Genomic DNA, 21381 nt, shown 5'->3' with positions numbered 1-21381 from the left:
ATCCATTTCTCTATGGAAAAATCCGGGGATAAGCGTATGCTTCCGATGTAGCTTTCTTTCAGAAAGCTTTCAGGCGAACGCTTCGCTCCTACAGAATCGATTCCGATCCCTTCACTACTTCCACTGTGCATAACATCGTTAACTTCTGTGTTCCATCAAACGTTAACTTATATAGATTATTTTGTTGTTATTAGGATTTTGAAGCCATTTTGCGTTGTTTCTCTGCACGTTCACGCTCGGATTTATTCAGGATCTTCTTACGAAGACGAATAGATTTCGGTGTAATCTCACAATATTCATCGTCATTCAGATATTCAAGCGCCTGTTCCAACGAGAAGATAATCGGAGTTTTAATTTTAACCGTATCATCTTTACCTGAAGAACGAACGTTAGTCAGTTGTTTTTCTTTGCAGATGTTGACAACGATATCATTGTCTCGTGTATGCTCACCAACGATCATACCTTCGTAAATTTCTGTTCCAGGCTCAAGGAAGAGCGTACCACGATCCTCAACGCCCATCATTCCATAGAACGTAGATGTACCAGTTTCAGTTGAGATCAGTACACCTTGGTGACGTCCACCCACTTGACCGGACACTACCGGAGCGTAGCTGTCAAATGCATGGTTCATAACACCGTAACCACGAGTCAATGTCAGGAAATTTGTGCTATATCCGATCAAACCACGTGCTGGAATCAGGAACTCCAGACGAACTTGACCACTACCTGTGTTGACCATGTTAACCATCTCTGCTTTACGTGCGCCTAGGCTCTCCATTACGGAACCCATGCTCTCTTCAGGGATATCAATCAACAAGCGCTCAATAGGCTCTGTTTTCTTACCGTCAACTTCTTTAATGATAACTTCTGGTTTGGATACTTGAAGCTCATATCCTTCACGACGCATATTTTCAATCAGGATACCCAAGTGAAGCTCACCACGTCCGGAAACGATAAATGCATCTGGGCTCTCTGTTTCGTCAACACGAAGAGAAACGTCTGTTTCCAACTCTTTGAACAAACGTTCACGAAGTTTACGGGAAGTTACCCATTTACCTTCACGACCTGCGAATGGACTGTTGTTCACGAGGAACGTCATTTGCAGTGTAGGCTCATCAATTTTCAAAACTGGAAGTGCTTCTGGATTGTTCGGATCAGCGATGGTTTCACCAATGTTGATGTCCTTGATTCCTGCAATCGCAACGATGTCGCCTGCTCCTGCTTCTTCTGTCTCAACACGCTTGAGACCTTGGAAACCAAACAGTTTCTCGATACGTGCAGTTTTGCTCTTACCATCACGCATAATAACCGTTACCGATTGTCCTTGACGGATCACACCGCGGTTAACACGACCAATGGCAATACGGCCAAGGTATTCATTGTAGTCCATCAAAGTAACGAGGAATTGAAGTGGCTCTTCAACATTCTCTGTTGGGTGAGGGATATGACTAACGATCGTATTGTAGATCGCCATCATGTTGTCATCCTGTTTCGCAGGATCATTATCCATGCTGGATGTTCCGTTCAATGCGGAAGCATATACAACAGGGAATTCAAGTTGTTGATCGTTGGCACCCAGTTCAATGAACAGGTCCAGTACTTCATCAATAACCTCAGTCGGACGAGCCGCTGGACGGTCAATTTTGTTTACAACAACGATTGGTGTCAGGTTGTGCTCCAGTGCTTTACGAAGTACGAACTTCGTTTGTGGCATACAGCCTTCATATGCATCAACAACGAGCAATACGCCGTCAACCATTTTCATGATACGTTCCACTTCACCACCGAAGTCGGCGTGTCCTGGTGTATCCACAATGTTGATCAGGTAATCTTTATAAGTTATAGCCGTGTTTTTGGCCAAAATCGTAATACCGCGTTCACGCTCCAAATCGTTGGAGTCCATTGCGCGCTCCTGTACCGTTTCGTGATCACGGAAAGTACCGGATTGCTGGAGCAACTTGTCGACGAGCGTAGTTTTCCCGTGGTCGACGTGGGCAATAATCGCAATATTGCGAATGTGTTCTCTTGAATGCATGGTTTGTATCCATATCCTTTCCAATTTCAATTCTTATCTACTAAACTTCCCGCAATTTCGCAGGTTACTCACAAAATAAGCGTCGGTGATATCCCGACGCATGTCTATATCCCTTATATTATAGTTTATTATAGGTAAAAATCAAGATATTTCGCATGAAAAGACCACTGGGAATGTTACCAGCCTCTCCCTTGACGCTCTCGACCAAGCAATAACCAGGCTCCGCCCAAGATCAAAAGGACAGCCAGCACATAGATTATTCCCGTTTGAAGCAGGGTGAATCCGAATAATATGATGGACACCGCACCAAGGATCAAAACCGCAGGTAATACAAATTCCGGTCTTCTCCGCTCTGCCATTGCATATTCCAGTAAACCTATGGCGATCCCCAGCAAGAATGCTGGCCACAGCCTGCTCATAAGTCCTGCACCCCATGTATTCGTTATACTGAATAAAACACCATACACCGTTAGTATGCCGGCAGGAACAAGTGACCACGATGGTGAAATACGCGCATAATATAACGCATGAAGGGCGATGCCTGGTAGCAGGATCAGCAAAGGCCAGAAATTACGACCAATGAACCCAAACACGCCAAACTTGCCAAGCAGAATAATAATCCCCGCAGCTACAATAAATAATCCAATCGCTTTTTCATTTCTCATCCTCATCTGCAATCACCTCTTATACCATTGGCTATGTACTTTTACTCTTATAATCGATGCGCATTCCATGATGACTTTTGGTTTCCTAACCTGTAATCCTGCTTCTAGTGTATCCGATGTTTCGGCAAAAAACTATACTTTATGTCGTACTTTGCTTGCTCCCTTTACCTGTATTACCCTAAAATCTGCAACTTATGACTAGCCCAATGAGAACTCATGGTCAAGCGTATTTCTCTCTACACAAAACCGCCTAAACCGGATGGTTCAGACGGCCCTTTGTCCAAGCAATTTCCCGAAATCAAACTATGCGTTCTTCCGCACAAATTTATGTGCGCCTCCAACCGCGACCACAAGGCAAGCCATCGCTGTGGGTAGTAGCGTATGCACCTCTGATGCCATTCCTCCCAGCCATTCTCCCAACTTGGGATCTTTCATAACCATCTCACCTGCTGTGAAGGCCAGAATGCCTGAGCCGACGAACACCAGAATTGGAAATCGCTTCAACAAACCAACGATTAGACCGCTCCCCCATACGACAATAGGGATGCTGATCGCAATCCCGATCACGATCAAAGCCAGATCTCCATCCGCCAATGCTGCTATGGCCAAGACATTATCCAGACTCATTACAAAATCAGCAATCAGAATCGTTTGAATGGCTTTCCAGGTCGTCGAAGCCTCTCGAATATGTACTTCATCATCATTCTGAAGCAGCAGCTTCACTGCAATCCAGAGTAGCAACAGCCCACCTGCCGCCTGAATAAATGGAATGCCCAGCAATAATACCGCTACGAAGGTTAATACGCAGCGTAGTAGTACCGCACCAAAAGCCCCCCACCATACCGCCTTTTTACGTTGTATTGGTGGCAGATCCTTGCTGGCAAGCGCAATCACAACCGCATTATCTCCACTTAATACCAGATTGATCATTAAAATTTCAGTTAACAGCCATAGTGTATCCATGTCCTCATCCCCCCCACTTAACTTGTATGTGAGAGTTGTCCATGCTATTCTTAATGATTGAACCGTATATAAGGAGTGACATATCATATGGAGCTATTTAGTCCCACATTCTGGCTAGCTTTGCTGAACGTTGTCTTTATTGATCTCATTCTGGCTGGAGACAATGCTATCGTCATTGGCCTGGCAGCTCGAAATTTGCACCCTTCCGTGCAGAAAAAGGCGATTTTATACGGAACTGGCGGTGCACTTCTGATTCGGATTTTGGCAACGGTTGTCGTGTTATGGTTGCTTAAGGTGCCTTGGCTCTTGCTTGTAGGGGGCATACTTCTGATCTGGATTGCCTATAAATTATTGGCGGATCAGGGGGATGAACACAATGATATTCAGGCGGGAACTTCCTTGTGGACCGCTATTCGTACCATTGTGATCGCGGATGCAGCCATGGGATTAGATAACGTGATTGCAGTCGCTGGAGCTGCGCAGCAGCATCTCGTGCTTGTTATTCTTGGACTCTTGATCAGTGTACCGATCATCGTCTGGGGTAGTACCCTGTTTATCAAGCTCATCAATCATTTCCCTTGGATCATCTATGTCGGGGCCATCGTTCTCGGGTATACGGCTTCCAATATGATCACTGAGGAGCAGCGACTCTTGCCTTACTTTACTGAACATCCGGCATTGCGGATTCTCTTCATTGTTGTCGTTATTGCAGGTGTAGTCTTTGCAGGTTATCGCAAACGCTCCAGCAACAAGGGATCTGGCGGGGAACAGCAGTGTTCCTATTCATAAATTAATCTAATCTATATGTGTGCTGAATACAGAAAAGGACTGAACGATATTACATCGTTCAGTCCTTTTCTGCAGTTAACATAGCCCTTATTATGTCAGCCATGCTAATTTTTATCAAGTTTAGAACCAATCATCTTTCAACCCATTATCACCTGACTGATTCGATACCACGGAAGTTTCACCGGCATGCAGTGTGATCGTTTCTGTCTGCTCTACCGCCTGATCCAGCCACTCCGGCAATAAACTCATTGTCGATTCAATTTTATCCACAATCCGAAGATTCGGATTGGTTGAAGGCGACTTTGGTACGAAGAGAGTACAGCAATCCTCATATGGCAAAATGGAAATGTCATACGTTCCGATCTGTTTGGACAGCGTGATAATCTCCTGTTTATCCATCATAACCAGTGGGCGCAACAGCGGCAGATCCGTCGCACGACCAATGACATTCATACTTGGAAGAGTCTGACTCGCTACTTGACCCAGGCTATCTCCTGTAATCAGTGCAAGTGCACGCTCACGCTCGGCAAGTTTGGATGCAATTCGCAGCATTGAACGTCTCATCAGGGTAATAATCAGGTTATCCTGACCCAGTTGGGTAAATGCCGTTTGGATCTCTGTGAATGGAACCAGATGCAGTTTGATAGTTCCTGCGTGATCGGCAAGTGCACGTGCTAGATCAATGACCTTTTCTTTTGCACGCTGACTTGTGAACGGATAACTATAGAAATGCACACATTCCACTTCCAATCCTCGACGCATGGAAGACCATGCTGCAACCGGGCTGTCTATGCCGCCAGACAACAGTACCATCGCTTTTCCATTGGTACCAAGAGGGAACCCACCTACTGCGGGAATGGTTTCATTGAAAATATACGTTCCCTGTTCGCGGATTTCCACTCTCAGTTCAATATCAGGTTGACGAACATCAACACTTAATTGCTGAAACTTCCGAAGGATCGGGGAACCAACCAGATGATTCATTTCATGTGAAGAGTACGGGAACGCCTTCCATACCCGCCTTACATTGACCTTGAATGTGGTACCTTCCTTGAATTCGTCTTCCCTTTCATCCATAAACGCAACTGCCGTTTTCACAATTTCATCAAGCTCCGAAGGGGTAACTTTAACCGGACTAATCGACATCACGCCAAATACCCGCTTCAGCACCTTAATCAGTTCAGTATGTGATTCACCGCCGAGATCTACATAGACACGGCCATATTCTTTACGAAGGCTCGCTCCAGGGTAAGGTTTAAGCAAAGCTTTCACCTGAGTAATGATCGTTTTTTCAAATCGGGCACGATTCTTTCCCTTTAACATAAATTCTCCGAAACGGAGAAGCAGCATATCATAATTCATATCCATTCACATCCGCCTTTCGAGGGGTCGCAACTGCGCCACCATCTGATGTAAAGCCCGCTCAAGCAAGGCCACATCTTCTTCTGTATGTTCATCTCCAAGACTAATACGCAATCCCCCAGCAGCACAAGTTGCCTCTCTGCCCATCGCAAGCAGAGCCCGACTCGGTTCAGCCGAACGCGAAGAACAGGCCGATTGGGTGGATATCGTTACGCCCAGTTGCTCCAAGGTGTGCAGCGCCACTTCTGCCTTCATCCCGGGATAGGAGAAGTGCACAATATGAGGCGCACCCTCTTGGCGGCTGTTCAATTCAAATTCAGGAATGGCACGTATCGTATTCATCAATCGATCACGAAGTCCCGTTGTACGTCTTGCAAAGTCAACCTGATCTTCTGCTGCCATCCGCACGGCCTTTGCCATACCTACCAGTAAGGCCACATTCTCCGTGCCTGCCCGTAGGCCATGCTCCTGTGATCCACCTGACAATAATGGCGTAAGCTCCACTCCCCTTCGCACATACAAGAGGCCTGCTCCCTTCGGTCCACGGATCTTGTGAGCAGACAGACTGTACAGATCTGCCCCCCAAGCGGCAGGTGCTGCTTCCATTTTTCCAAACCCTTGCACACCATCCACATGAAAAAGCACGCGTGGTGCTTTCTTTTTGAGCTGTTTGCCGATCTCTCCAATCGGATGAATGGCCCCTGTTTCATTGTTTACATGCATCAGACTCACAAGCACCGTGTCGGGCCTGAGCGCGTCTACAACCTGCTGAGCATTAACCACACCATCGGAATTGACAGGAATTAGCGTCACGTCCCATCCCCACTGTTGCAATTGCATAAAACTCTCATACACCGAGGCATGCTCGGTAGCTGTTGTGATGATGTGTCTGCCTCTTGACTGGTAACGTAATGCCGCACCTTTTATCGCGAGATTATTACTCTCGGTCGCACCGGAAGTAAATACAATCTCTTCAGGCTTAACGCCTATTGCCGCAGCACATCCGGATCGAGCACGACGCAACAATTGATCGGCACGCTCTCCATACCCATGAATGGAGGACGGATTCCCGAATTGTGTCTCCATAATTTCGGCCATCGTACGAATCACATCGGGATGGGGAGGTGTGGTTGCAGCATAATCAAAATATTTCAAATGAGGTTAAACCTCCCTTATCTCTTCGTTCATGAATCTACAGTGAGCATTGTAACACGATACCCATACAACACAAAAAGACCAACCGGGAACAGGCGTTTTAAGCGCTACTGCTCCCACATTTGATCTTGTCCTGCAATGATGTGTTATCGCAAAGGTCTTTCTGTGAGTTTAGATCACATATTTCAACTGCGCCTTCTCTACTTTGGAGATATAATTCTGAGTTTCTGAAGGTAGACGGTTAAGTACACTCATCAATTCGCTATCACTCGACACACCCAGACGTGAAACACGACCCGGTCCTGCATTATATGCAGCAAGTGCCATCTTCACTTCTCCACCGAAACGCTGGAGCTGAAGGGAGAGATATTTAGTACCCGCATCAATGTTCTGGGCAGGATCAAATGAATTACTCACACCCAACCCTGCAGCCGTGCCATCCATTAATTGCATAAGACCCTTGGCACCTGCGGAGGACACCACATTCGGGTTAAAATTGGATTCTGTATCAATGACGGCTTTGATCAACGATTCAGGAACACCATACTTGGCGCTTGCCTCCGCAATTATAGATTCATAATCCGTAGGTACAGATGCACCGGAATCCACCATGCCTGTATTGGATAAAGATAATAAAGACTCAACGATGTTATTGGAGACAGAGGACGACCCTGCCGTATTCATATCCGGATTGTACGTGCTTCCAAGTTGCAGCCACAAAAGACCATCACTGGATCTTTTGGAGATCGTTTCGGTTGAACCGGTCATGTTCGTCGAATTGGAACCCGTGCCTAACAGCCCGTCCATCATATTGGCAAAATCCACTGTTGAACCAGCATCTGGGGCTGATCCATTGGTCTGGTTATTCACATTGGACAATTGCAGTTCCAACAACTGCCGCGATCCGCGTGGATCAATCTGCATGCGTTATATCCACTCCCGTATAATTAAGCGTATTATGACCTTATTCTACATCGTTTTACAGCAAGGTTCCATTGTTTTCAAAAAAATATATGAATCTGACCACTTATGCTTCGCATATACGAAAAAAACCTTCTGTAATTCACCACTTTGGGGTGAGAACAGAAGGCTTTTGATGAATACTTTACACTTTAGCGAGCGAATGGAATCATGAAAAAATAACTTAGCGTGGCTACAACACCCAATCCAATGGACCAAGCTCCCGCTGTTTTCCGACCATTTACATATGCATAGTAACCCAGTACGGCTGCCGCCGGTCCAAGTACGATTGACCACATGAATAAGGACGCGATCCCGAAGGCAAGCCCTATATATCCCGCGACTTTGCCTGTTGACTCCATAACACGGTCTGCCTCATGTTTCTCAGGTACCTGTTCTGTGCGCTCGGTGCCTCCAGTTCTTACCACAGTCGGAGGAGCGACCTCTGCCCCATATTCTTCCCGATGTGTTTTTCTTGGATAATCGACACGCATACGCTGTTTTTCACCTTCTACATTGGTTTCAGGGCGATCTTTAAAATTAAACTTATTATCGTCATTTTTCATTTGGAAGCACCTCCGTTATGAAATAGGGATGACTGCTCACTTGGGTTTGAACGTGTGACAGCATGTTGCAGAGGATGTACGTGCATGATCATGGTGATCTGAGTCAAATGTTTCACCGGCAAATTCTTCATGCAGACGACGGGTGGCATGTTGGTCAATGTCAATCATGATGGCATCAGCTTGGCAGAAGTTGTTTTCTCCCCAAAAGTTGCAGTTGGAGACGCTGCATTTGACAATAGGTTTGTCTTGGCTCATTTTTTTATCACCTCGAGTACTATTGTCTCCCCGCCACAAAACCGATATTCCCCGTCGAAATGCCAGATGATGACATGATCTCGTCCTGGTCTGATTCTTATATAAAGACACAAAAAAACCGCCACAAGGGCGGTTTTGTCCAATTTCATATCAGGTTTTAACAGGAATTAGGCGTGATTACGCTGATTCTGCATACGGCGCTGAGTCAGGTAGTCACTTTCATAATATGCCAGATCATCGCGCAATTCTTCGTACGTTTTGGAAACCTCAAGAATGACATCCCGTACCGAACGGATTGGCTTGTCACGGAAACGAATGGCATCTTGTCCCGTATAAGCATATCTTCCGTCTTCAGAATAACATTCATTTTTAGGATAGAAAAAGCTGTTTACGCATTGGTGATACGTATTATAAAGAGCCTTTTCGGCAAAATCGACATCAAAGTTGGCACGACGCAGCACAACGCCAAGTTTTTCGTAAGAAACTTCAGAAAAAACGAGCAAATGACGGAGATCTGAAAGAAATCCTTTGTAGAAGGCTGTTGATTCTTCCGTCTGATTCTGATCCAGTTCAGGCAAGGCATTTTCATTCAAAAATTTTTCGATCCGATCGATAGCCGGTTTTAACTTTTCCCTAGTTGACTCACATGTTTTCTGTACATTGGCTGCTGACATAAAGGTAGCTCCCCCTTAAATAAGTCCTTACATATAGGTCGGCCAACGGTGGTTTTCCCCTGACCTTTGAATTCTCAGCTATAATCCTACCATAAAAAGATGACGAGCGGTATCCCTTAATCATGCTTTCCGTTTCTACCATCAAACATGCCTATTATACGCAGTTAGACTCGAACTCGCCTGCATAAAAATATCCGCTTATCCTAACGATAGATACAACCAGTGACAATGATGAAGCACTGTTGATGATTGTCCAAAATGAACGAAGGAGGTTCCACCCCCATGTCCAGACCGAAATGGATTAACTGGGCCATAGCAGCTGGTGCGGGAGCACTCGCCCTGACTCTGCTGCTTCCAACATCCAATCGTCCCGAACCTAAGCCAAGCGCCCTTTCCGACTCTGCTCATGAAGAGCACACGAACAAACAGCGACTGAAAGTACAGGATGTCAAAGCAACAGATCTTCTGACCCGCATGGATGCCAAACAACACCTCAGCATCATGCTGGAGAAAACCTCCACCATGAATACTTCGCAGCTTAATCAATACATGAATGATCTCCAAAGTTCGCATAAACATATTAGATCCATTCATCTCATGGATACCAACGGTTCATTCAACAAGCCATTTGATCAGGCATCCAAGCAAGGTAGCAAGCTGGAGCAACAGAAGCTTGAACATGCTTTGAACCTCGCCAAAAAAGCGGTAAACAAACGTCAAAGCTTCGAATCCTCTTCTTTCCCCTTGGGAAAAGAGAAATATTTTGTGATGGGGCAACCTGCGAAAGATGGTAAAAGAGCTGTGATCGCCTTGTTCAGTCAGAACGTATTGAATGCTGTTGAACAACACCAGCGCAAAAATCTGCGCATGATCCCATATCCACGTGAAGGTAAGTTCAAAATTGAGTCCGTTCACCCGGATACCCTTAACGAAATCACGGTTAAAACAGGGCACGATAATGCCAATGCCAGTCATTTTTACGAAAATGAAATTGTTATCCGTTTTCGGCAAGATCCTGGTGACCGGGATATGCGTATCATTAAATCTGATCTAAGAGCGAAGTCTGCGCGTAAGCTGGGATACACGTATGTTTTCCGGTCAGAACACATGAATTACAAGCAATTGCATAGCTATTTCGAAAGCAAATGGAATCCACTCTATATGGAACCCCACTACATGTATTTAACCAATGATACTGTAACTGAACAAACAGATGTAACGATACCCAACGATATTTTGTTCTCCGATTATCAGTGGAACCTGCCTGCAATCGAAACGAATCGCGGCTGGAATATTACCAAGGGGAACAAGGATGTTATCGTTGCAGTGGTCGACACAGGGGTTGATTTGAATCACCCTGATCTGAAAGGCAAGCTCCTAGAGGGATATAATGTGGTCGATCCGGGAAGCCAGCCACTGGATGATGTGGGACATGGCACACACGTTGCCGGCATTATCGGCGCTATTGTTAACAATAATGAAGGCGTGGCAGGCATGAGCTGGTATAACAAGGTACTTCCGGTTAAAGTACTGGACAACTCGGGTTCAGGCACCACGTATGCCGTTGCTGAAGGTATCATTTGGGCAGCTGATCATGGAGCCAAAGTCATCAATATGAGTCTTGGCAATTATGCCGATGCCCAATTTCTTCATGACGCCATTAAATACGCTTTTGACCGGGATATCGTCTTGATTGCAGCTACAGGGAACGATAATACCGAGCGTCCAGGATACCCTGCTGCCTACCCGGAGGTATTTGCCGTGTCCGCTACAGACCCGGATATGAGCAAAGCTTCCTATTCCAATTACGGGGATTATGTGGATGTGATGGCCCCAGGGTCCAGTATCGCAAGTACGTATCCGGACAATCAGTATGCAGCTTTGTCTGGTACATCCATGGCTAGCCCGCATGTAGCAGCACTTGCAGGATTGATTCGTTCCTTGAACCCGGACTTAACCAACACGGAAGTGATGGATCTAATGCGCCAAAGTGTCATTGACCTCGGTGATCCGGGTCACGATAAGTATTTCGGTTATGGACAAATCGATGTCTATAAAGCACTGCAAGCCGCATCAGGCAACAGCGCTCCTTTGCAGTTTTGGCCCCAGCATGTCAGAAAACAAATGGATAATACGATGAAAAAGTATACGCAGTAAGCGTAATGACGCTACTCTGTAAAAAATACAAAAGCAGCTGCGCCCCGGGGCGTACGCTGCTCTTTGGTTTATATCCAATTCCCCGGGGCACCCGCTGCGATTAGCGTTTGTGAGAAGTTGTGCGGGCCTTGCTTGATTTTTTCACGGATTTCTTCTTCGCATTGTGACTGGATACATAGCAAGGATCTTCTTCTTTTACAACAACTGGGTACATGTGGTGGTGAATTGGAACGCAGTGATGTTTTTTGATAACTTCAATCGGGTGAATTACAGGCACGATTTGTGGGATGTAGTAATCCTCAACAACCTGGATCGGGTCACAGACAATCGGGCAAAGCGGTGGACAGTAATGGTTCATTTCAAAACCAACTCCCTTTCTGGTGATACTATAACCTATTGCAGCAGGTCGAAAGTGGATTGGATGTATGTCCATAGTCCGAAAAATTATATGAGCGGTAGCCTGTCCGCCACTGCCCCGCCTTCCTGAGGTGTAACCTTGTCAATGACATCGCACAATACGCGCAACCCTTCACACAAAAGCTCAACGTTCGTCACGGTGAAGCAAATGCGCAGACTTGATGTATCCGTCTCACCCACATAACAGGCGGAACCCGGCAGGAATGACACCCCGGCGGCAAGTGACTGACGATGAAGTTCACGCATATCCAAGTTATCCTGCAGTTGAAGCCACAGATTGAGTCCCCCATCCGGCAAACGCCAGTGCATCCCCATAGGAGCATGCTCTTTCAGTACTTCAGCTGCTGCGCATAAGCGAGAATACAGTTCATCCCTCAAGCGGGATACATACACTCCGTACTGATTCTGAATAAAGGATTGCAGTGCCTTCTGTGTAAGGAGCGGGCTCCCCAAATCCGCCGTAGACTTCGCAGCTACAAGTCGGGTCAATACACTTCCGTCTGCAATAGCGCAAGCTATACGGCAACCAGGAGATAACACCTTGCTGAAGCTTTTGATGTACACAACGTGGCCCGTCCCATCCATCGATTTAATGGAAGCCGGGGGAGGGGCACGGAAATAAAGATCTGCAAACGGGTCATCCTCCAGAATGAGGCAGTGGTAACTTTGCGCGAGATTCAAGAGCTGTGCTCGTCTTCTTGCACTCATCGTAATGCCTGTTGGGTTATGATAGGTCGGGATTGTATAGATCAACTTGGGAGGATATGTATCACATAACCGGGTTAACAGATCAATACGCATACCTTCGTCGTCCATCGGGACCGTAATGATCTTCGCACCTCTACTGGTAAACACATCAATGGCTCCGGTATAGCTTGGAGCCTCCATATACACTACATCCCCAGGTCCAACAAAAGTCCGTGCGACAAGATCAATTCCTTGTTGGGCTCCACTTGTAATCAGCATGCGTTCAGGTGTCACCTGTAGTCCACGCTCAGCAAAATGTTCCGCAAAGGTCTGTCTGAGTTCCCGATCTCCCTGAAAAGATCCATACGCCGCCATACGCTCTGCATGATCCGAGGAAAGGCGGTAGGCACTATCGATAATCTCGCGTGTAGGCAAGAGTTCAGGCTGGATCGCTGACATATGAAGTTCAACCCGTACTTGAGGTGACGTATCAAAATGTCTCCAGAGTTGTGCTCTTGGTAAATAATCCACCAGTGCCATCTGCCAATTCCAAGGCGTACTGGATTCACTATTACCATTCATCCGCTGCGTCCTTTCCATCTCCTCCGTCTGATCGGTGTGCAACACGCCTCTTACATAGCAACCTTTACCCTGGGAGCAAGTGATCAATTGAATTGCCTCGAGTTCAGCATAGGCTTTCGATACGGTGACCAGGCTTACACCCAGATCGGCGGTCATTTTACGAACAGAAGGAAGTCGGGTTCCGGGTTCAATGAGTCCTGATCTGATGCGATCGGCAATCGTTAGCGCTATCTGCACGTACAATTTGGTACTGCTTCCCCGCTTTAATTCAATATGCATACGTGCTCCCCCCAACTGTTATGATCTTCATTTTACTGTTATAGTGCAGTCCGTCTAAAATAGTTTATAATATCAGTATAACAGTGAATAACAGGAGATGAGAATAACATGAGTATCCCTTGGTCCAAAATGGCACAAAACACCCCGTCCTCTGTCGTTCGCGACATGCTCCAGGCCGCCCAGGCACCTGGAATGATTTCACTTGCCGGTGGATTACCAGCCCAGACTTCATTCCCGCTGGAAGCCATCCGCGTTGCATATGAAAAAGTATTTATGAGCGGAGCAGCCGCTCTTCAATATGCGGAGACTGAAGGATACCGTCCTCTTCGCGCCAAAATTGCCGAGCGTCTTGAATCCAAGGGCATTCCCGCTTCACCAGACCACATGCTTCTCACTACGGGCTCACAACAATCCATTGACTTGGTTTGCCGCATCCTTCTCGACCCGGGTGACCGCGTACTGGTTGAATCACCAACCTATCTCGCTGCTCTGCAAGTCATCCATTCCTATCAGGCTGAATCTCACGGCGTAGCCTGCGATGATCATGGCATGTTGCCTGAATCTCTGGAGGAACAGCTCCAACTTCATCGTCCAAAGCTCGTCTATATCAACCCGACGTTCTCCAATCCTACGGGTAAAGTGTGGTCAAGAGAAAGAAGACAACAAACTGTGGATCTGTGCCGCGAGTATGGTGTGCTCATTCTGGAGGATGATCCGTATGGCGAAATTCGATTCAATCCGGAACAATTGGATGTCCCTGCTCTCGCAGAACTGGATGCAGCCGCCTATGGTGCCCCTTCCAATGTTATCTACACCAGTACGTTCTCCAAAACGGTAGCACCAGGCCTTCGTACCGGCTGGATACTGGCTGCTCCTGATATTGTCAAAATGGCAGCACGGGCCAAACAGGGTGCCGACTTGCATTCCAGCAGCATCGACCAAAGAGCTCTTCATGCATTGCTTGAATCTTTCGATCTGGATGCACATATCCGCCATATTTCACAGGATTACGAGCAACGCATGAAAACACTGACCACACTCATGGCAGCCAAATCATGGGAAGGTATCTCGTGGAATTCACCTCAAGGTGGCATGTTCTTGTGGCTACAGCTGCCTGAAGGCATGCTGGCAAGTAATCTGTTCACTTACGGTATCCAAGAGAAAGTGTGCATTGTCCCAGGTGATTCCTTCTATGCGGGCATACCAGAGTTGAACCGTATGCGAATCAACTTTACCCATACAGATCCTGAGCTTCTTCCGGAAGCCGTGGAAAGAATGGATCGCGCCATCCAACGCTGGCATGCCGAATTACAATCTGACCGTGTGGTTACACTGTAATTCACTGTCATTTTCAACTGTTTCCATTCATAGAATGTGAAAGTGTACGAAGCAATTTCTCGATATAACAAAAATACGGCGGCAGACCGAGAATCTCGGAACTGCCGCCGTATTTTATATGACCTGTCATGAACAGGATGTATGCAATTGTGGTAAATTTCATGGGTCCTTCTGATCAGTCAGGCCATCGGTGAATCTCAAGGATTGTCCTCGACTGATAGGTGGACTACACTGTAATGCTGTTGTTGCAGTTAGGAAAGCTTACCGTAAGCCGGGTTCTGTGCTCTTCGTGGTTCATGCGGGAACTACCCTCCCACCAGAAGCGACAATCATCTATCTAGGCCATACATTGCTGCACAGCTCAAGCGACCAACCTAGACACACCTCGGGCTAAGGCTGTCTCCTCCGAAGAGGTGACTGTGTCCCATTAGGTCTTGCTCCAGATGGGGTTTACCAGGAACGAAGTCACCAGCGTTCCTCGGGGTCTCTTACACCTCGGTTCCATCCTTGCCTGTGCCGGAAATCCGGCCATCGGCGGTCCATTTCTGTGGCACTATCCTTCAACTCGCGCTGACTGGACGTTATCCAGCATCCTGCCCTGTGGAGCCCGGACTTTCCTCTCGTGGCAACAAAGGCCACCAGCGATTGTCTGTCAAGCTTTCCGAACAACATTACATAGTATACAGGCATTTGGGTTCCCAGACAAGCTTAATATTACTGGGAATCCCACATCACCTGTCTTTTTAGATAAACTGGAATACTTCTGTATTCACCTCAGAAGCCGTAACTTGCGTATCATATCGTTTATCTTCCAAACGGGAACGAAGCCAATCGGCTGTCTTCGGTTTCATAATCTTCTCGGAATTATGTCCTGGATCAATGATGCACATGCCTGCCATTAACGCATCATGTGCCGTGTGATAATCGATATCTCCGGTCACAATAACATCCGCACCTTTGAAGCGGGCAGTGAGTGCATAACGACTGCCAGAACCGCCCAGAACCGCTGCTTTTTTGATCTGTTTGTTCAGATCCCCTACAACACGAACATGAGGCACGTTGAATTGGGTCTTCACGACCTCCACCAGCTCACCTAATGTCTTAGGATCCCTAAGGGGTCCCAAGCGTCCCAGACCGAGCGTACGGCCCTTTAAATCCATTGCATAGAGGTCATAGGCGACTTCTTCATACGGGTGAGCCTTAAGCATCGCCTGAACGACCTTACTGCGCAGACTTTGAGGCACGATTGTCTCAATCCGCATTTCTTCCACACGTTCCATCTGCCCTTGAGTACCAATGTACGGTTGTGTCCCTTCTCCGGGTACGAACGTTCCTGTACCTTCCATGTTGAAGCTGCACTTGTTGTATTGACCGATACTTCCTGCTCCGGCTTCTAGGATGGCTTGAAGCACCAGTTCATGATGCGTACGAGGTACGAATACCGCCAGCTTGTACAGATGATCTGTATGTACATCCTCCAGCGATTCCTTGCTCTCAATGCCAAGTGCTTCAGCCATCCAGTCATTCATGCCACCTTCGGCCACGTCAAGGTTCGTATGACTGATATAGACAGCAATATCATGCTTAATCAGCTTTTCATACAGTTTACCCATAGGCGTATCCGTGCTCAGTGACTTAACCGGTCGGAAAATGATGGCATGATGGGCGATAATCAGATTGGCACCGATACGAATTGCTTCATCCACCACTTCATCCGTCACATCCAAAGCAACGAGCACGTGACTGATTTCTTTTTGCAAACTGCCGAGCTGCAGACCGATGCGGTCATCCGGCACAGCCAGATGTTTAGGAGCGAGCTGCTCCATCAGTTGAATTACAGTTTGACCTTTGGCAAACATGCCAAAACCTCCTTCAAGTTTGCGATAAGACGTTCTACCTCAGCCGCCTTGTCCCGGGAAGAATCCTGATCCGATTTGGAGATGGAATTTACAACCCCTTGCAGTTTGACGATCTCACTTTCCCATTTGGCAAAAAATACATCCGTTGGACGATCCACCAAATACGGTCCCATCCGCAGAAGCAAATCTTCAGTCAATTCTGCCCCGCCTTGAAGCGGACGTGCACGATACACCTCAACATTTGCAATCGGGCTTACGGATTGCGGCATCGCCGTTATAATCTCATAGATCTTGCCATCTTCTTCGAGCAACTGTTCTGCTACAACCACCCAGTGATGCTCCAACAACCAGCGTCTGAGGATGTCCTCTCCCACATTCGGTTGCAAAATAAGTAACTGAACTCCTTCCAGTTTGGATATACCTCTGTCCAAAATAGAAGCAATCAAGGCACCACCCATACCTGCAATGGTGATGACATCCACTTCACCCGCAGAGATCACATCAAGCCCATCTCCACGACGCACCGTAATTTTTTCTTTCATGCCAGCGTCGCTGACTTGTTTGCATGCAGCATCATAAGGGCCAGGGTTGACTTCCCCAGCTACTGCGCTTGCGGCTTTCCCACTGCGGATCGCGGCTACTGGCAGCAACGCGTGGTCTGAACCGATATCAGCCATGCGGCTGCCCTCGGGAATTTGATCATGTATTCGCTGTAATCGATTCGAAAGTTTCATGAAGCACACCTACACCATTCATTTAATTTATTGATTTGCATTGAACAAGGAAAAGCGATAAAATAAAATCCAATCAAACATTTCAAGGATGAATTTCCAAAACCAAGAAATCAAGACGTTCAAATTAAAAATAAAGGAGACCCCGCCGCCGCTAAAGCGTCTTGCGGAAAGTCTCCCATAGTTCGATTATTCGAGGAAATCCTTGAGTCGTTTACTACGACTCGGGTGGCGCAATTTACGAAGAGCCTTGGCTTCAATCTGACGAATACGCTCACGCGTAACACCGAATACCTTGCCCACTTCCTCCAGCGTTCTCGTCCGTCCATCGTCCAGACCAAAACGTAGACGAAGAACATTCTCTTCACGCTCAGTCAAAGTATCCAGTACATCTTCGAGCTGTTCTTTCAGCAACTCATACGCAGCAGCATCTGCCGGAGCAAGTGCTTCCTGATCCTCAATAAAGTCACCCAGATGGGAATCATCTTCCTCACCAATCGGTGTTTCAAGAGAAACCGGTTCCTGTGCAATCTTCGTAATTTCACGAACTTTCTCTACACTCAGATCCATCTCAGCGGCAATTTCTTCTGGAGTCGGTTCACGCCCAAGTTCCTGCAACAGCTGACGGGATACCCTGATCAGCTTATTAATCGTCTCCACCATGTGAACAGGAATACGAATTGTACGCGCCTGGTCAGCAATCGCACGAGTGATCGCCTGGCGAATCCACCATGTAGCATACGTACTGAACTTGTATCCTTTTTTGTGGTCAAACTTCTCAACCGCTTTGATCAGACCCATATTACCTTCCTGAATCAAATCAAGGAACAACATTCCACGTCCAACGTAACGCTTGGCGATACTGACTACGAGACGCAGGTTCGCTTCAGCCAGACGACGCTTGGCTTCTTCATCCCCGTTCTCAATCCGTTTGGCCAGTTGTACTTCATCATCTGCCGACAACAATGGCACACGACCAATTTCCTTGAGATACATACGGACAGGGTCATTGATTTTGATACCTGGCGGCAAGCTCAGATCATCATCAAAGTGGAATTCGTCCTCTCCCTCTCTGGTGTTGTTCTCGGAATCTTCACTAGGACGAAGTGTAACCTCTTCATCATTTTCATTCACTACATCGATACCCAGATCGCTCAGTTGCTCATAGAACTCATCCATTTGCTCTGCATCCTGCTCAAAAGGAGAGAGTTTCTCTATAATTTCCTTGTAATTCAGCGAAGCTCTTTTCTTACCTGATTCAATCAATTGATCTTTAACCTGATCCAGTGTCAATTCTGTTTCTAGTTCAGTATGCTGATCATTCGCCATAACTCGACTCCCTCCTCCCTAGAAACATCCAATAATCAGACATTCACTGTCTCTCTAGGGCAATCATTTCAATTGCAATCTGTGCCGCGCGTACAGAATCACCTGCCCGCTCTGCAGCAATCATTTCTTCTTTTTTCAAATCGTACTCTTTCTTACGCGGATACTTCAGCACTTCCCTGATGCAATCATCGAGCATTTGAATACTCCATTCACCTGGACCATCCATCATCGAGATTGAACTGACCGTTTTTTCCAGGCGATCGTCATGCAGTGAAGACATAAAACGGCTTGTATCCGACGGTTTGCCTTGCGCATAGTAGGCATATAGATAAGCAGCAATAGCTGCATGATCATCCAAGTTAAAAGCTTCACCAAGATGCTCGTTCACGTACTGGGCGGCCTCATCATCCTGCAACATCCAGGCGATCAGTTTGCGTTCAGCAGCGTGGTAAGCTGGCAACAGATTGGGTGTAGGCACCTGCCTATTTTGTTGCCTACCATTATTCCACCTTTTCGGGTTATTATCCCCAAACTGGAGGTTATTTTTCATTGCCTCCCGTTCTTCATTACACTCCTGCTTCAATGTTTCGAAGGATACGTCCACTTCTGCAGCCAGTTCTCGAAGATACACTTCCCGCTCTGTTGGAGAAGGTAAGGGGGCAATCAATTTTACCGCTTCTTTTGAATAGGCGATTTGTCCGCCACCCTCTAGCAGTATATGGCTTTTTTTTAGGTTTATAAGTTTAAATTTTGTAGTGGTCACAGCACCGTCCACAATCTGGTTTCGGAACCGTTCCCCACCATGCTTCCGGATAAAATCATCCGGGTCAAGTCCCTCAGGAATGAGAGCCACTTTGACCTGCAATCCGGCTTCCTCAAGAATCGGGAAGTTTTTGAGTGCAGCAGCCTGTCCTGCTCGGTCACCGTCATAACATATGATGACCTCGTCGCACATGCCTTTGAGCATCAGTGCCTGATTCTCAGTTAGCGCAGTACCCATTGCCGCAACACCATTCTGGATATCCTGATCCCATGCGGAGATGACATCACCATATCCCTCGAACAAAATGGCTTGCCTTTGTTTGCGAATTGCATTTTTGGCATGATGCAGATTATAGAGAACACGGCTTTTGTTAAATAACCGGGTTTCCGGTGAATTTAGATACTTCGGTTGCCCGTCTCCCAATATGCGCCCTGCAAATGCAATTGGCTTACCGCTCCTGCCGTTAATCGGGAACATAATCCGGTCGCGGAATCGATCCACATATCCTTGACCTTCATTTCGCGGTGATAGAAGACCACCCTTTTCCATCTCTTCAAGCGGATAGTTACGTTTTTCGAGAAATTGTACCAGTGTATCCCAACGATTTGGTGCAAAACCAATCTGGAACTGGTCAATCAACTTGTCGCCAAAACCTCTTGAGCGTAAATATTCCATGGCTGACTTGCCGTGTTCTGTATTTTTTAACAAAAAATGATACAGCTTTGCGGTAAGCTCATAGGCCTCCAACAGACGTTCCGTCTCCGGATTCACATGAGCAGATTCACGCCCTTGCCAGTCCCCCATAGAGATATGGCTTTCTTCCGCCATCGTCTTGACAGCCTCGGGAAAGGATAACCCTTCGATTTCCATCCTGAATTTGATGGCATTTCCGCCCGTGCCGCAACCGTAGCAGTAGAAAATTTGTTTCTCAGGTGTAACGGTGAACGAAGGGGTCTTCTCGGAATGAAAAGGACAGAGGCCTTTCATATACTTCCCCTGCTTGGTCAGATGCACAAATCGGCTCACCGTATCGACGATATCATTCTGCTGTAACACCGATTCAATAATACTTTCGGGTATACCGCCTTGTCCGGTACTCATCTCTGGCCACCTTCATCTCTTCAACACGTCGTAAATATAATTCGATAAACTTACACATTCTCCTGCAAATCTTTTAAAAGTTTTGTCAGTTTATGTTGAAAAATTTCTCGATCCTGCTCTGTGAAAGGCTTTGGGCCTTTCCCGTAATGGCCTCTTTTTCGTGCTTTGGCCGCAGTATGACGAGAATCCAACATGAAATCAATGTCCCGATCGTTAAACTCACGACCACGAAAGGATAAAACATAACAACGTTTGCCGAGCGCAAGTGCCGCAAGTCCATAGTCCTGAGTAATAACCACATCGTATGGCTTAATATGATTAGCAATATAGAGGTCTGCGCTCTGATCACTTCGATCCACTTGCACAGTACGCACCCCTTCTCCTCCTTGAAGCAAATGATCAAATGAAGAGACCAACAGTACAGGGATGTTGAAAAGGCGAGCGGTTTGCGCAATCTCGGTTTTGACCGGACAAGCATCACCATCCACAACAATGTGGCGTATATTTAACTCACTCAAACCCAGACCACCCGGTTTCATAAAATAGCTGCATATTGTAATATACGACCCCGGCCAGGCAAAATCCTTCTGCCGGAACAAGGGAAATCAAAGGCTAAAATACGGAGCGGTTGTAAAAAATACATTTCACAACCCGTTCCGTATATTTATACCCTCATATATCCTTCTTTAATACTGAATTTTAGCTTTGCTCCAA

The 21381-nt window shown here is 46.8% G+C and carries 20 protein-coding genes and 1 other RNA gene; 3 read left to right on the top strand and 18 right to left on the bottom strand.

Going from position 1 to position 21381, the window contains the following annotated elements; all coding sequences use genetic code 11:
- Positions 1–190 precede the first annotated feature (190 nt).
- From typA to AC4G47_RS08345, 3 genes are all read right to left on the bottom strand, one after another.
- Positions 191–2035, bottom strand: coding sequence for a translational GTPase TypA (gene typA, locus AC4G47_RS08355; protein ID WP_458123444.1), 1845 nt, complete (start codon positions 2033–2035; stop codon positions 191–193).
- A gap of 176 nt (positions 2036–2211) precedes the next feature.
- Positions 2212–2706, bottom strand: a complete 495-nt coding sequence (locus tag AC4G47_RS08350) for a hypothetical protein (RefSeq protein WP_491105693.1) — start codon at positions 2704–2706, stop codon at positions 2212–2214.
- Between the two features lie 297 nt (positions 2707–3003).
- Positions 3004–3663 carry a TerC family protein gene (locus tag AC4G47_RS08345; RefSeq protein WP_491105692.1) on the bottom strand — a complete coding sequence of 220 codons (660 nt, stop codon included), beginning with the start codon at positions 3661–3663 and terminating at the stop codon, positions 3004–3006.
- 87 nt (positions 3664–3750) lie between these two features.
- Here AC4G47_RS08345 and AC4G47_RS08340 point away from each other — a divergent pair, with 87 nt between their 5' ends.
- Positions 3751–4452 (top strand): TerC family protein, encoded by a 702-nt coding sequence (locus AC4G47_RS08340; protein ID WP_491105690.1) that lies wholly within the window; start codon positions 3751–3753, stop codon positions 4450–4452.
- A 120-nt stretch (positions 4453–4572) separates the two neighbouring features.
- Here AC4G47_RS08340 and thiI read toward each other — a convergent pair whose 3' ends face one another.
- The 6 genes from thiI to AC4G47_RS08310 all read right to left on the bottom strand — a co-directional run bounded on the left by thiI (position 4573) and on the right by AC4G47_RS08310 (position 9424).
- Positions 4573–5814: a tRNA uracil 4-sulfurtransferase ThiI gene (gene thiI, locus AC4G47_RS08335; RefSeq protein WP_491106666.1), complete on the bottom strand. Its 1242-nt coding sequence runs from the start codon at positions 5812–5814 to the stop codon at positions 4573–4575.
- A gap of 6 nt (positions 5815–5820) precedes the next feature.
- Complete coding sequence (locus AC4G47_RS08330) at positions 5821–6969, bottom strand: cysteine desulfurase family protein (protein ID WP_491105689.1); 1149 nt, start codon at positions 6967–6969, stop codon at positions 5821–5823.
- A gap of 171 nt (positions 6970–7140) precedes the next feature.
- Positions 7141–7893 (bottom strand): lytic transglycosylase domain-containing protein, encoded by a 753-nt coding sequence (locus AC4G47_RS08325; RefSeq protein WP_458123448.1) that lies wholly within the window; start codon positions 7891–7893, stop codon positions 7141–7143.
- A gap of 188 nt (positions 7894–8081) precedes the next feature.
- Entirely contained in the window at positions 8082–8495 is a 414-nt protein-coding gene (locus tag AC4G47_RS08320; protein WP_491105688.1) for a hypothetical protein, read from the bottom strand.
- A 36-nt stretch (positions 8496–8531) separates the two neighbouring features.
- On the bottom strand, positions 8532–8750 hold the full coding sequence (locus AC4G47_RS08315; RefSeq protein WP_076211597.1) for a DUF1540 domain-containing protein: 219 nt from the start codon (positions 8748–8750) through the stop codon (positions 8532–8534).
- 167 nt (positions 8751–8917) lie between these two features.
- Positions 8918–9424 carry a YpuI family protein gene (locus AC4G47_RS08310; protein ID WP_145323225.1) on the bottom strand — a complete coding sequence of 169 codons (507 nt, stop codon included), beginning with the start codon at positions 9422–9424 and terminating at the stop codon, positions 8918–8920.
- A gap of 282 nt (positions 9425–9706) precedes the next feature.
- On the opposite strand from AC4G47_RS08310, the gene AC4G47_RS08305 reads away from it, so the two are divergent.
- Positions 9707–11581 carry a S8 family peptidase gene (locus AC4G47_RS08305; protein ID WP_491105687.1) on the top strand — a complete coding sequence of 625 codons (1875 nt, stop codon included), beginning with the start codon at positions 9707–9709 and terminating at the stop codon, positions 11579–11581.
- A gap of 100 nt (positions 11582–11681) precedes the next feature.
- Here AC4G47_RS08305 and AC4G47_RS08300 read toward each other — a convergent pair whose 3' ends face one another.
- Positions 11682–11939, bottom strand: a complete 258-nt coding sequence (locus tag AC4G47_RS08300) for a hypothetical protein (RefSeq protein WP_491105686.1) — start codon at positions 11937–11939, stop codon at positions 11682–11684.
- A gap of 86 nt (positions 11940–12025) precedes the next feature.
- Positions 12026–13546 (bottom strand): MocR-like pyridoxine biosynthesis transcription factor PdxR, encoded by a 1521-nt coding sequence (pdxR, locus tag AC4G47_RS08295; protein ID WP_458123452.1) that lies wholly within the window; start codon positions 13544–13546, stop codon positions 12026–12028.
- 108 nt (positions 13547–13654) lie between these two features.
- Here pdxR and AC4G47_RS08290 point away from each other — a divergent pair, with 108 nt between their 5' ends.
- The gene (locus AC4G47_RS08290; RefSeq protein ID WP_491105685.1) at positions 13655–14884 is read left to right on the top strand and encodes an aminotransferase-like domain-containing protein; all 1230 of its coding nucleotides are present in this window, start codon (positions 13655–13657) and stop codon (positions 14882–14884) included.
- A 13-nt stretch (positions 14885–14897) separates the two neighbouring features.
- On the opposite strand, the gene AC4G47_RS08285 is transcribed toward AC4G47_RS08290, so the two are convergent.
- The 7 genes from AC4G47_RS08285 to AC4G47_RS08255 form a co-directional block, all read right to left on the bottom strand.
- Entirely contained in the window at positions 14898–15047 is a 150-nt protein-coding gene (locus tag AC4G47_RS08285) for a hypothetical protein (RefSeq protein ID WP_491105684.1), read from the bottom strand.
- Between the two features lie 89 nt (positions 15048–15136).
- An RNA gene (gene rnpB, locus AC4G47_RS08280) (RNase P RNA component class A) lies at positions 15137–15545 on the bottom strand.
- 82 nt (positions 15546–15627) lie between these two features.
- A complete protein-coding gene (locus tag AC4G47_RS08275) occupies positions 15628–16743 on the bottom strand; it encodes a Nif3-like dinuclear metal center hexameric protein (RefSeq protein ID WP_491105683.1) in 1116 nt (371 codons plus the stop codon).
- On the bottom strand, positions 16719–17477 hold the full coding sequence (locus AC4G47_RS08270) for a tRNA (adenine(22)-N(1))-methyltransferase (protein ID WP_458123455.1): 759 nt from the start codon (positions 17475–17477) through the stop codon (positions 16719–16721). Before AC4G47_RS08270 ends, AC4G47_RS08275 begins: the two co-directional genes overlap by 25 nt.
- Positions 17478–17663: 186 nt before the next feature.
- Entirely contained in the window at positions 17664–18803 is a 1140-nt protein-coding gene (gene rpoD / locus AC4G47_RS08265) for an RNA polymerase sigma factor RpoD (protein ID WP_062835490.1), read from the bottom strand.
- A gap of 43 nt (positions 18804–18846) precedes the next feature.
- Entirely contained in the window at positions 18847–20667 is a 1821-nt protein-coding gene (gene dnaG / locus AC4G47_RS08260; protein WP_145323239.1) for a DNA primase, read from the bottom strand.
- Positions 20668–20717: 50 nt separating this feature from the next.
- Positions 20718–21206 (bottom strand): YaiI/YqxD family protein, encoded by a 489-nt coding sequence (locus tag AC4G47_RS08255; protein ID WP_076332315.1) that lies wholly within the window; start codon positions 21204–21206, stop codon positions 20718–20720.
- Between the last annotated feature and the right edge of the window lie 175 nt (positions 21207–21381).

Source organism: Paenibacillus sp. Negev47 (assembly GCF_058313655.1).
Note: the sequence above shows the minus strand (reverse complement) of the source record. Positions and strands in the feature narration are given on the sequence as shown.

Excerpts from the sequence above, each read along its gene's own strand:
- typA (WP_458123444.1), bottom strand. The coding sequence starts at position 2,035 with ATGCATTCAAGAGAACACATTCGCAATATTGCGATTATTGCCCACGTC.
- AC4G47_RS08350 (WP_491105693.1), bottom strand. The coding sequence starts at position 2,706 with ATGAGGATGAGAAATGAAAAAGCGATTGGATTATTTATTGTAGCTGCG.
- AC4G47_RS08345 (WP_491105692.1), bottom strand. The coding sequence starts at position 3,663 with ATGGATACACTATGGCTGTTAACTGAAATTTTAATGATCAATCTGGTA.
- AC4G47_RS08340 (WP_491105690.1), top strand. The coding sequence starts at position 3,751 with ATGGAGCTATTTAGTCCCACATTCTGGCTAGCTTTGCTGAACGTTGTC.
- thiI (WP_491106666.1), bottom strand. The coding sequence starts at position 5,814 with ATGAATTATGATATGCTGCTTCTCCGTTTCGGAGAATTTATGTTAAAG.
- AC4G47_RS08325 (WP_458123448.1), bottom strand. The coding sequence starts at position 7,893 with ATGCAGATTGATCCACGCGGATCGCGGCAGTTGTTGGAACTGCAATTG.
- AC4G47_RS08320 (WP_491105688.1), bottom strand. The coding sequence starts at position 8,495 with ATGAAAAATGACGATAATAAGTTTAATTTTAAAGATCGCCCTGAAACC.
- AC4G47_RS08315 (WP_076211597.1), bottom strand. The coding sequence starts at position 8,750 with ATGAGCCAAGACAAACCTATTGTCAAATGCAGCGTCTCCAACTGCAAC.
- AC4G47_RS08310 (WP_145323225.1), bottom strand. The coding sequence starts at position 9,424 with ATGTCAGCAGCCAATGTACAGAAAACATGTGAGTCAACTAGGGAAAAG.
- AC4G47_RS08305 (WP_491105687.1), top strand. The coding sequence starts at position 9,707 with ATGTCCAGACCGAAATGGATTAACTGGGCCATAGCAGCTGGTGCGGGA.
- AC4G47_RS08300 (WP_491105686.1), bottom strand. The coding sequence starts at position 11,939 with ATGAACCATTACTGTCCACCGCTTTGCCCGATTGTCTGTGACCCGATC.
- pdxR (WP_458123452.1), bottom strand. The coding sequence starts at position 13,546 with ATGCATATTGAATTAAAGCGGGGAAGCAGTACCAAATTGTACGTGCAG.
- AC4G47_RS08290 (WP_491105685.1), top strand. The coding sequence starts at position 13,655 with ATGAGTATCCCTTGGTCCAAAATGGCACAAAACACCCCGTCCTCTGTC.
- AC4G47_RS08285 (WP_491105684.1), bottom strand. The coding sequence starts at position 15,047 with ATGAAATTTACCACAATTGCATACATCCTGTTCATGACAGGTCATATA.
- AC4G47_RS08275 (WP_491105683.1), bottom strand. The coding sequence starts at position 16,743 with ATGTTTGCCAAAGGTCAAACTGTAATTCAACTGATGGAGCAGCTCGCT.
- AC4G47_RS08270 (WP_458123455.1), bottom strand. The coding sequence starts at position 17,477 with ATGAAACTTTCGAATCGATTACAGCGAATACATGATCAAATTCCCGAG.
- rpoD (WP_062835490.1), bottom strand. The coding sequence starts at position 18,803 with ATGGCGAATGATCAGCATACTGAACTAGAAACAGAATTGACACTGGAT.
- dnaG (WP_145323239.1), bottom strand. The coding sequence starts at position 20,667 with ATGAGTACCGGACAAGGCGGTATACCCGAAAGTATTATTGAATCGGTG.
- AC4G47_RS08255 (WP_076332315.1), bottom strand. The coding sequence starts at position 21,206 with ATGAAACCGGGTGGTCTGGGTTTGAGTGAGTTAAATATACGCCACATT.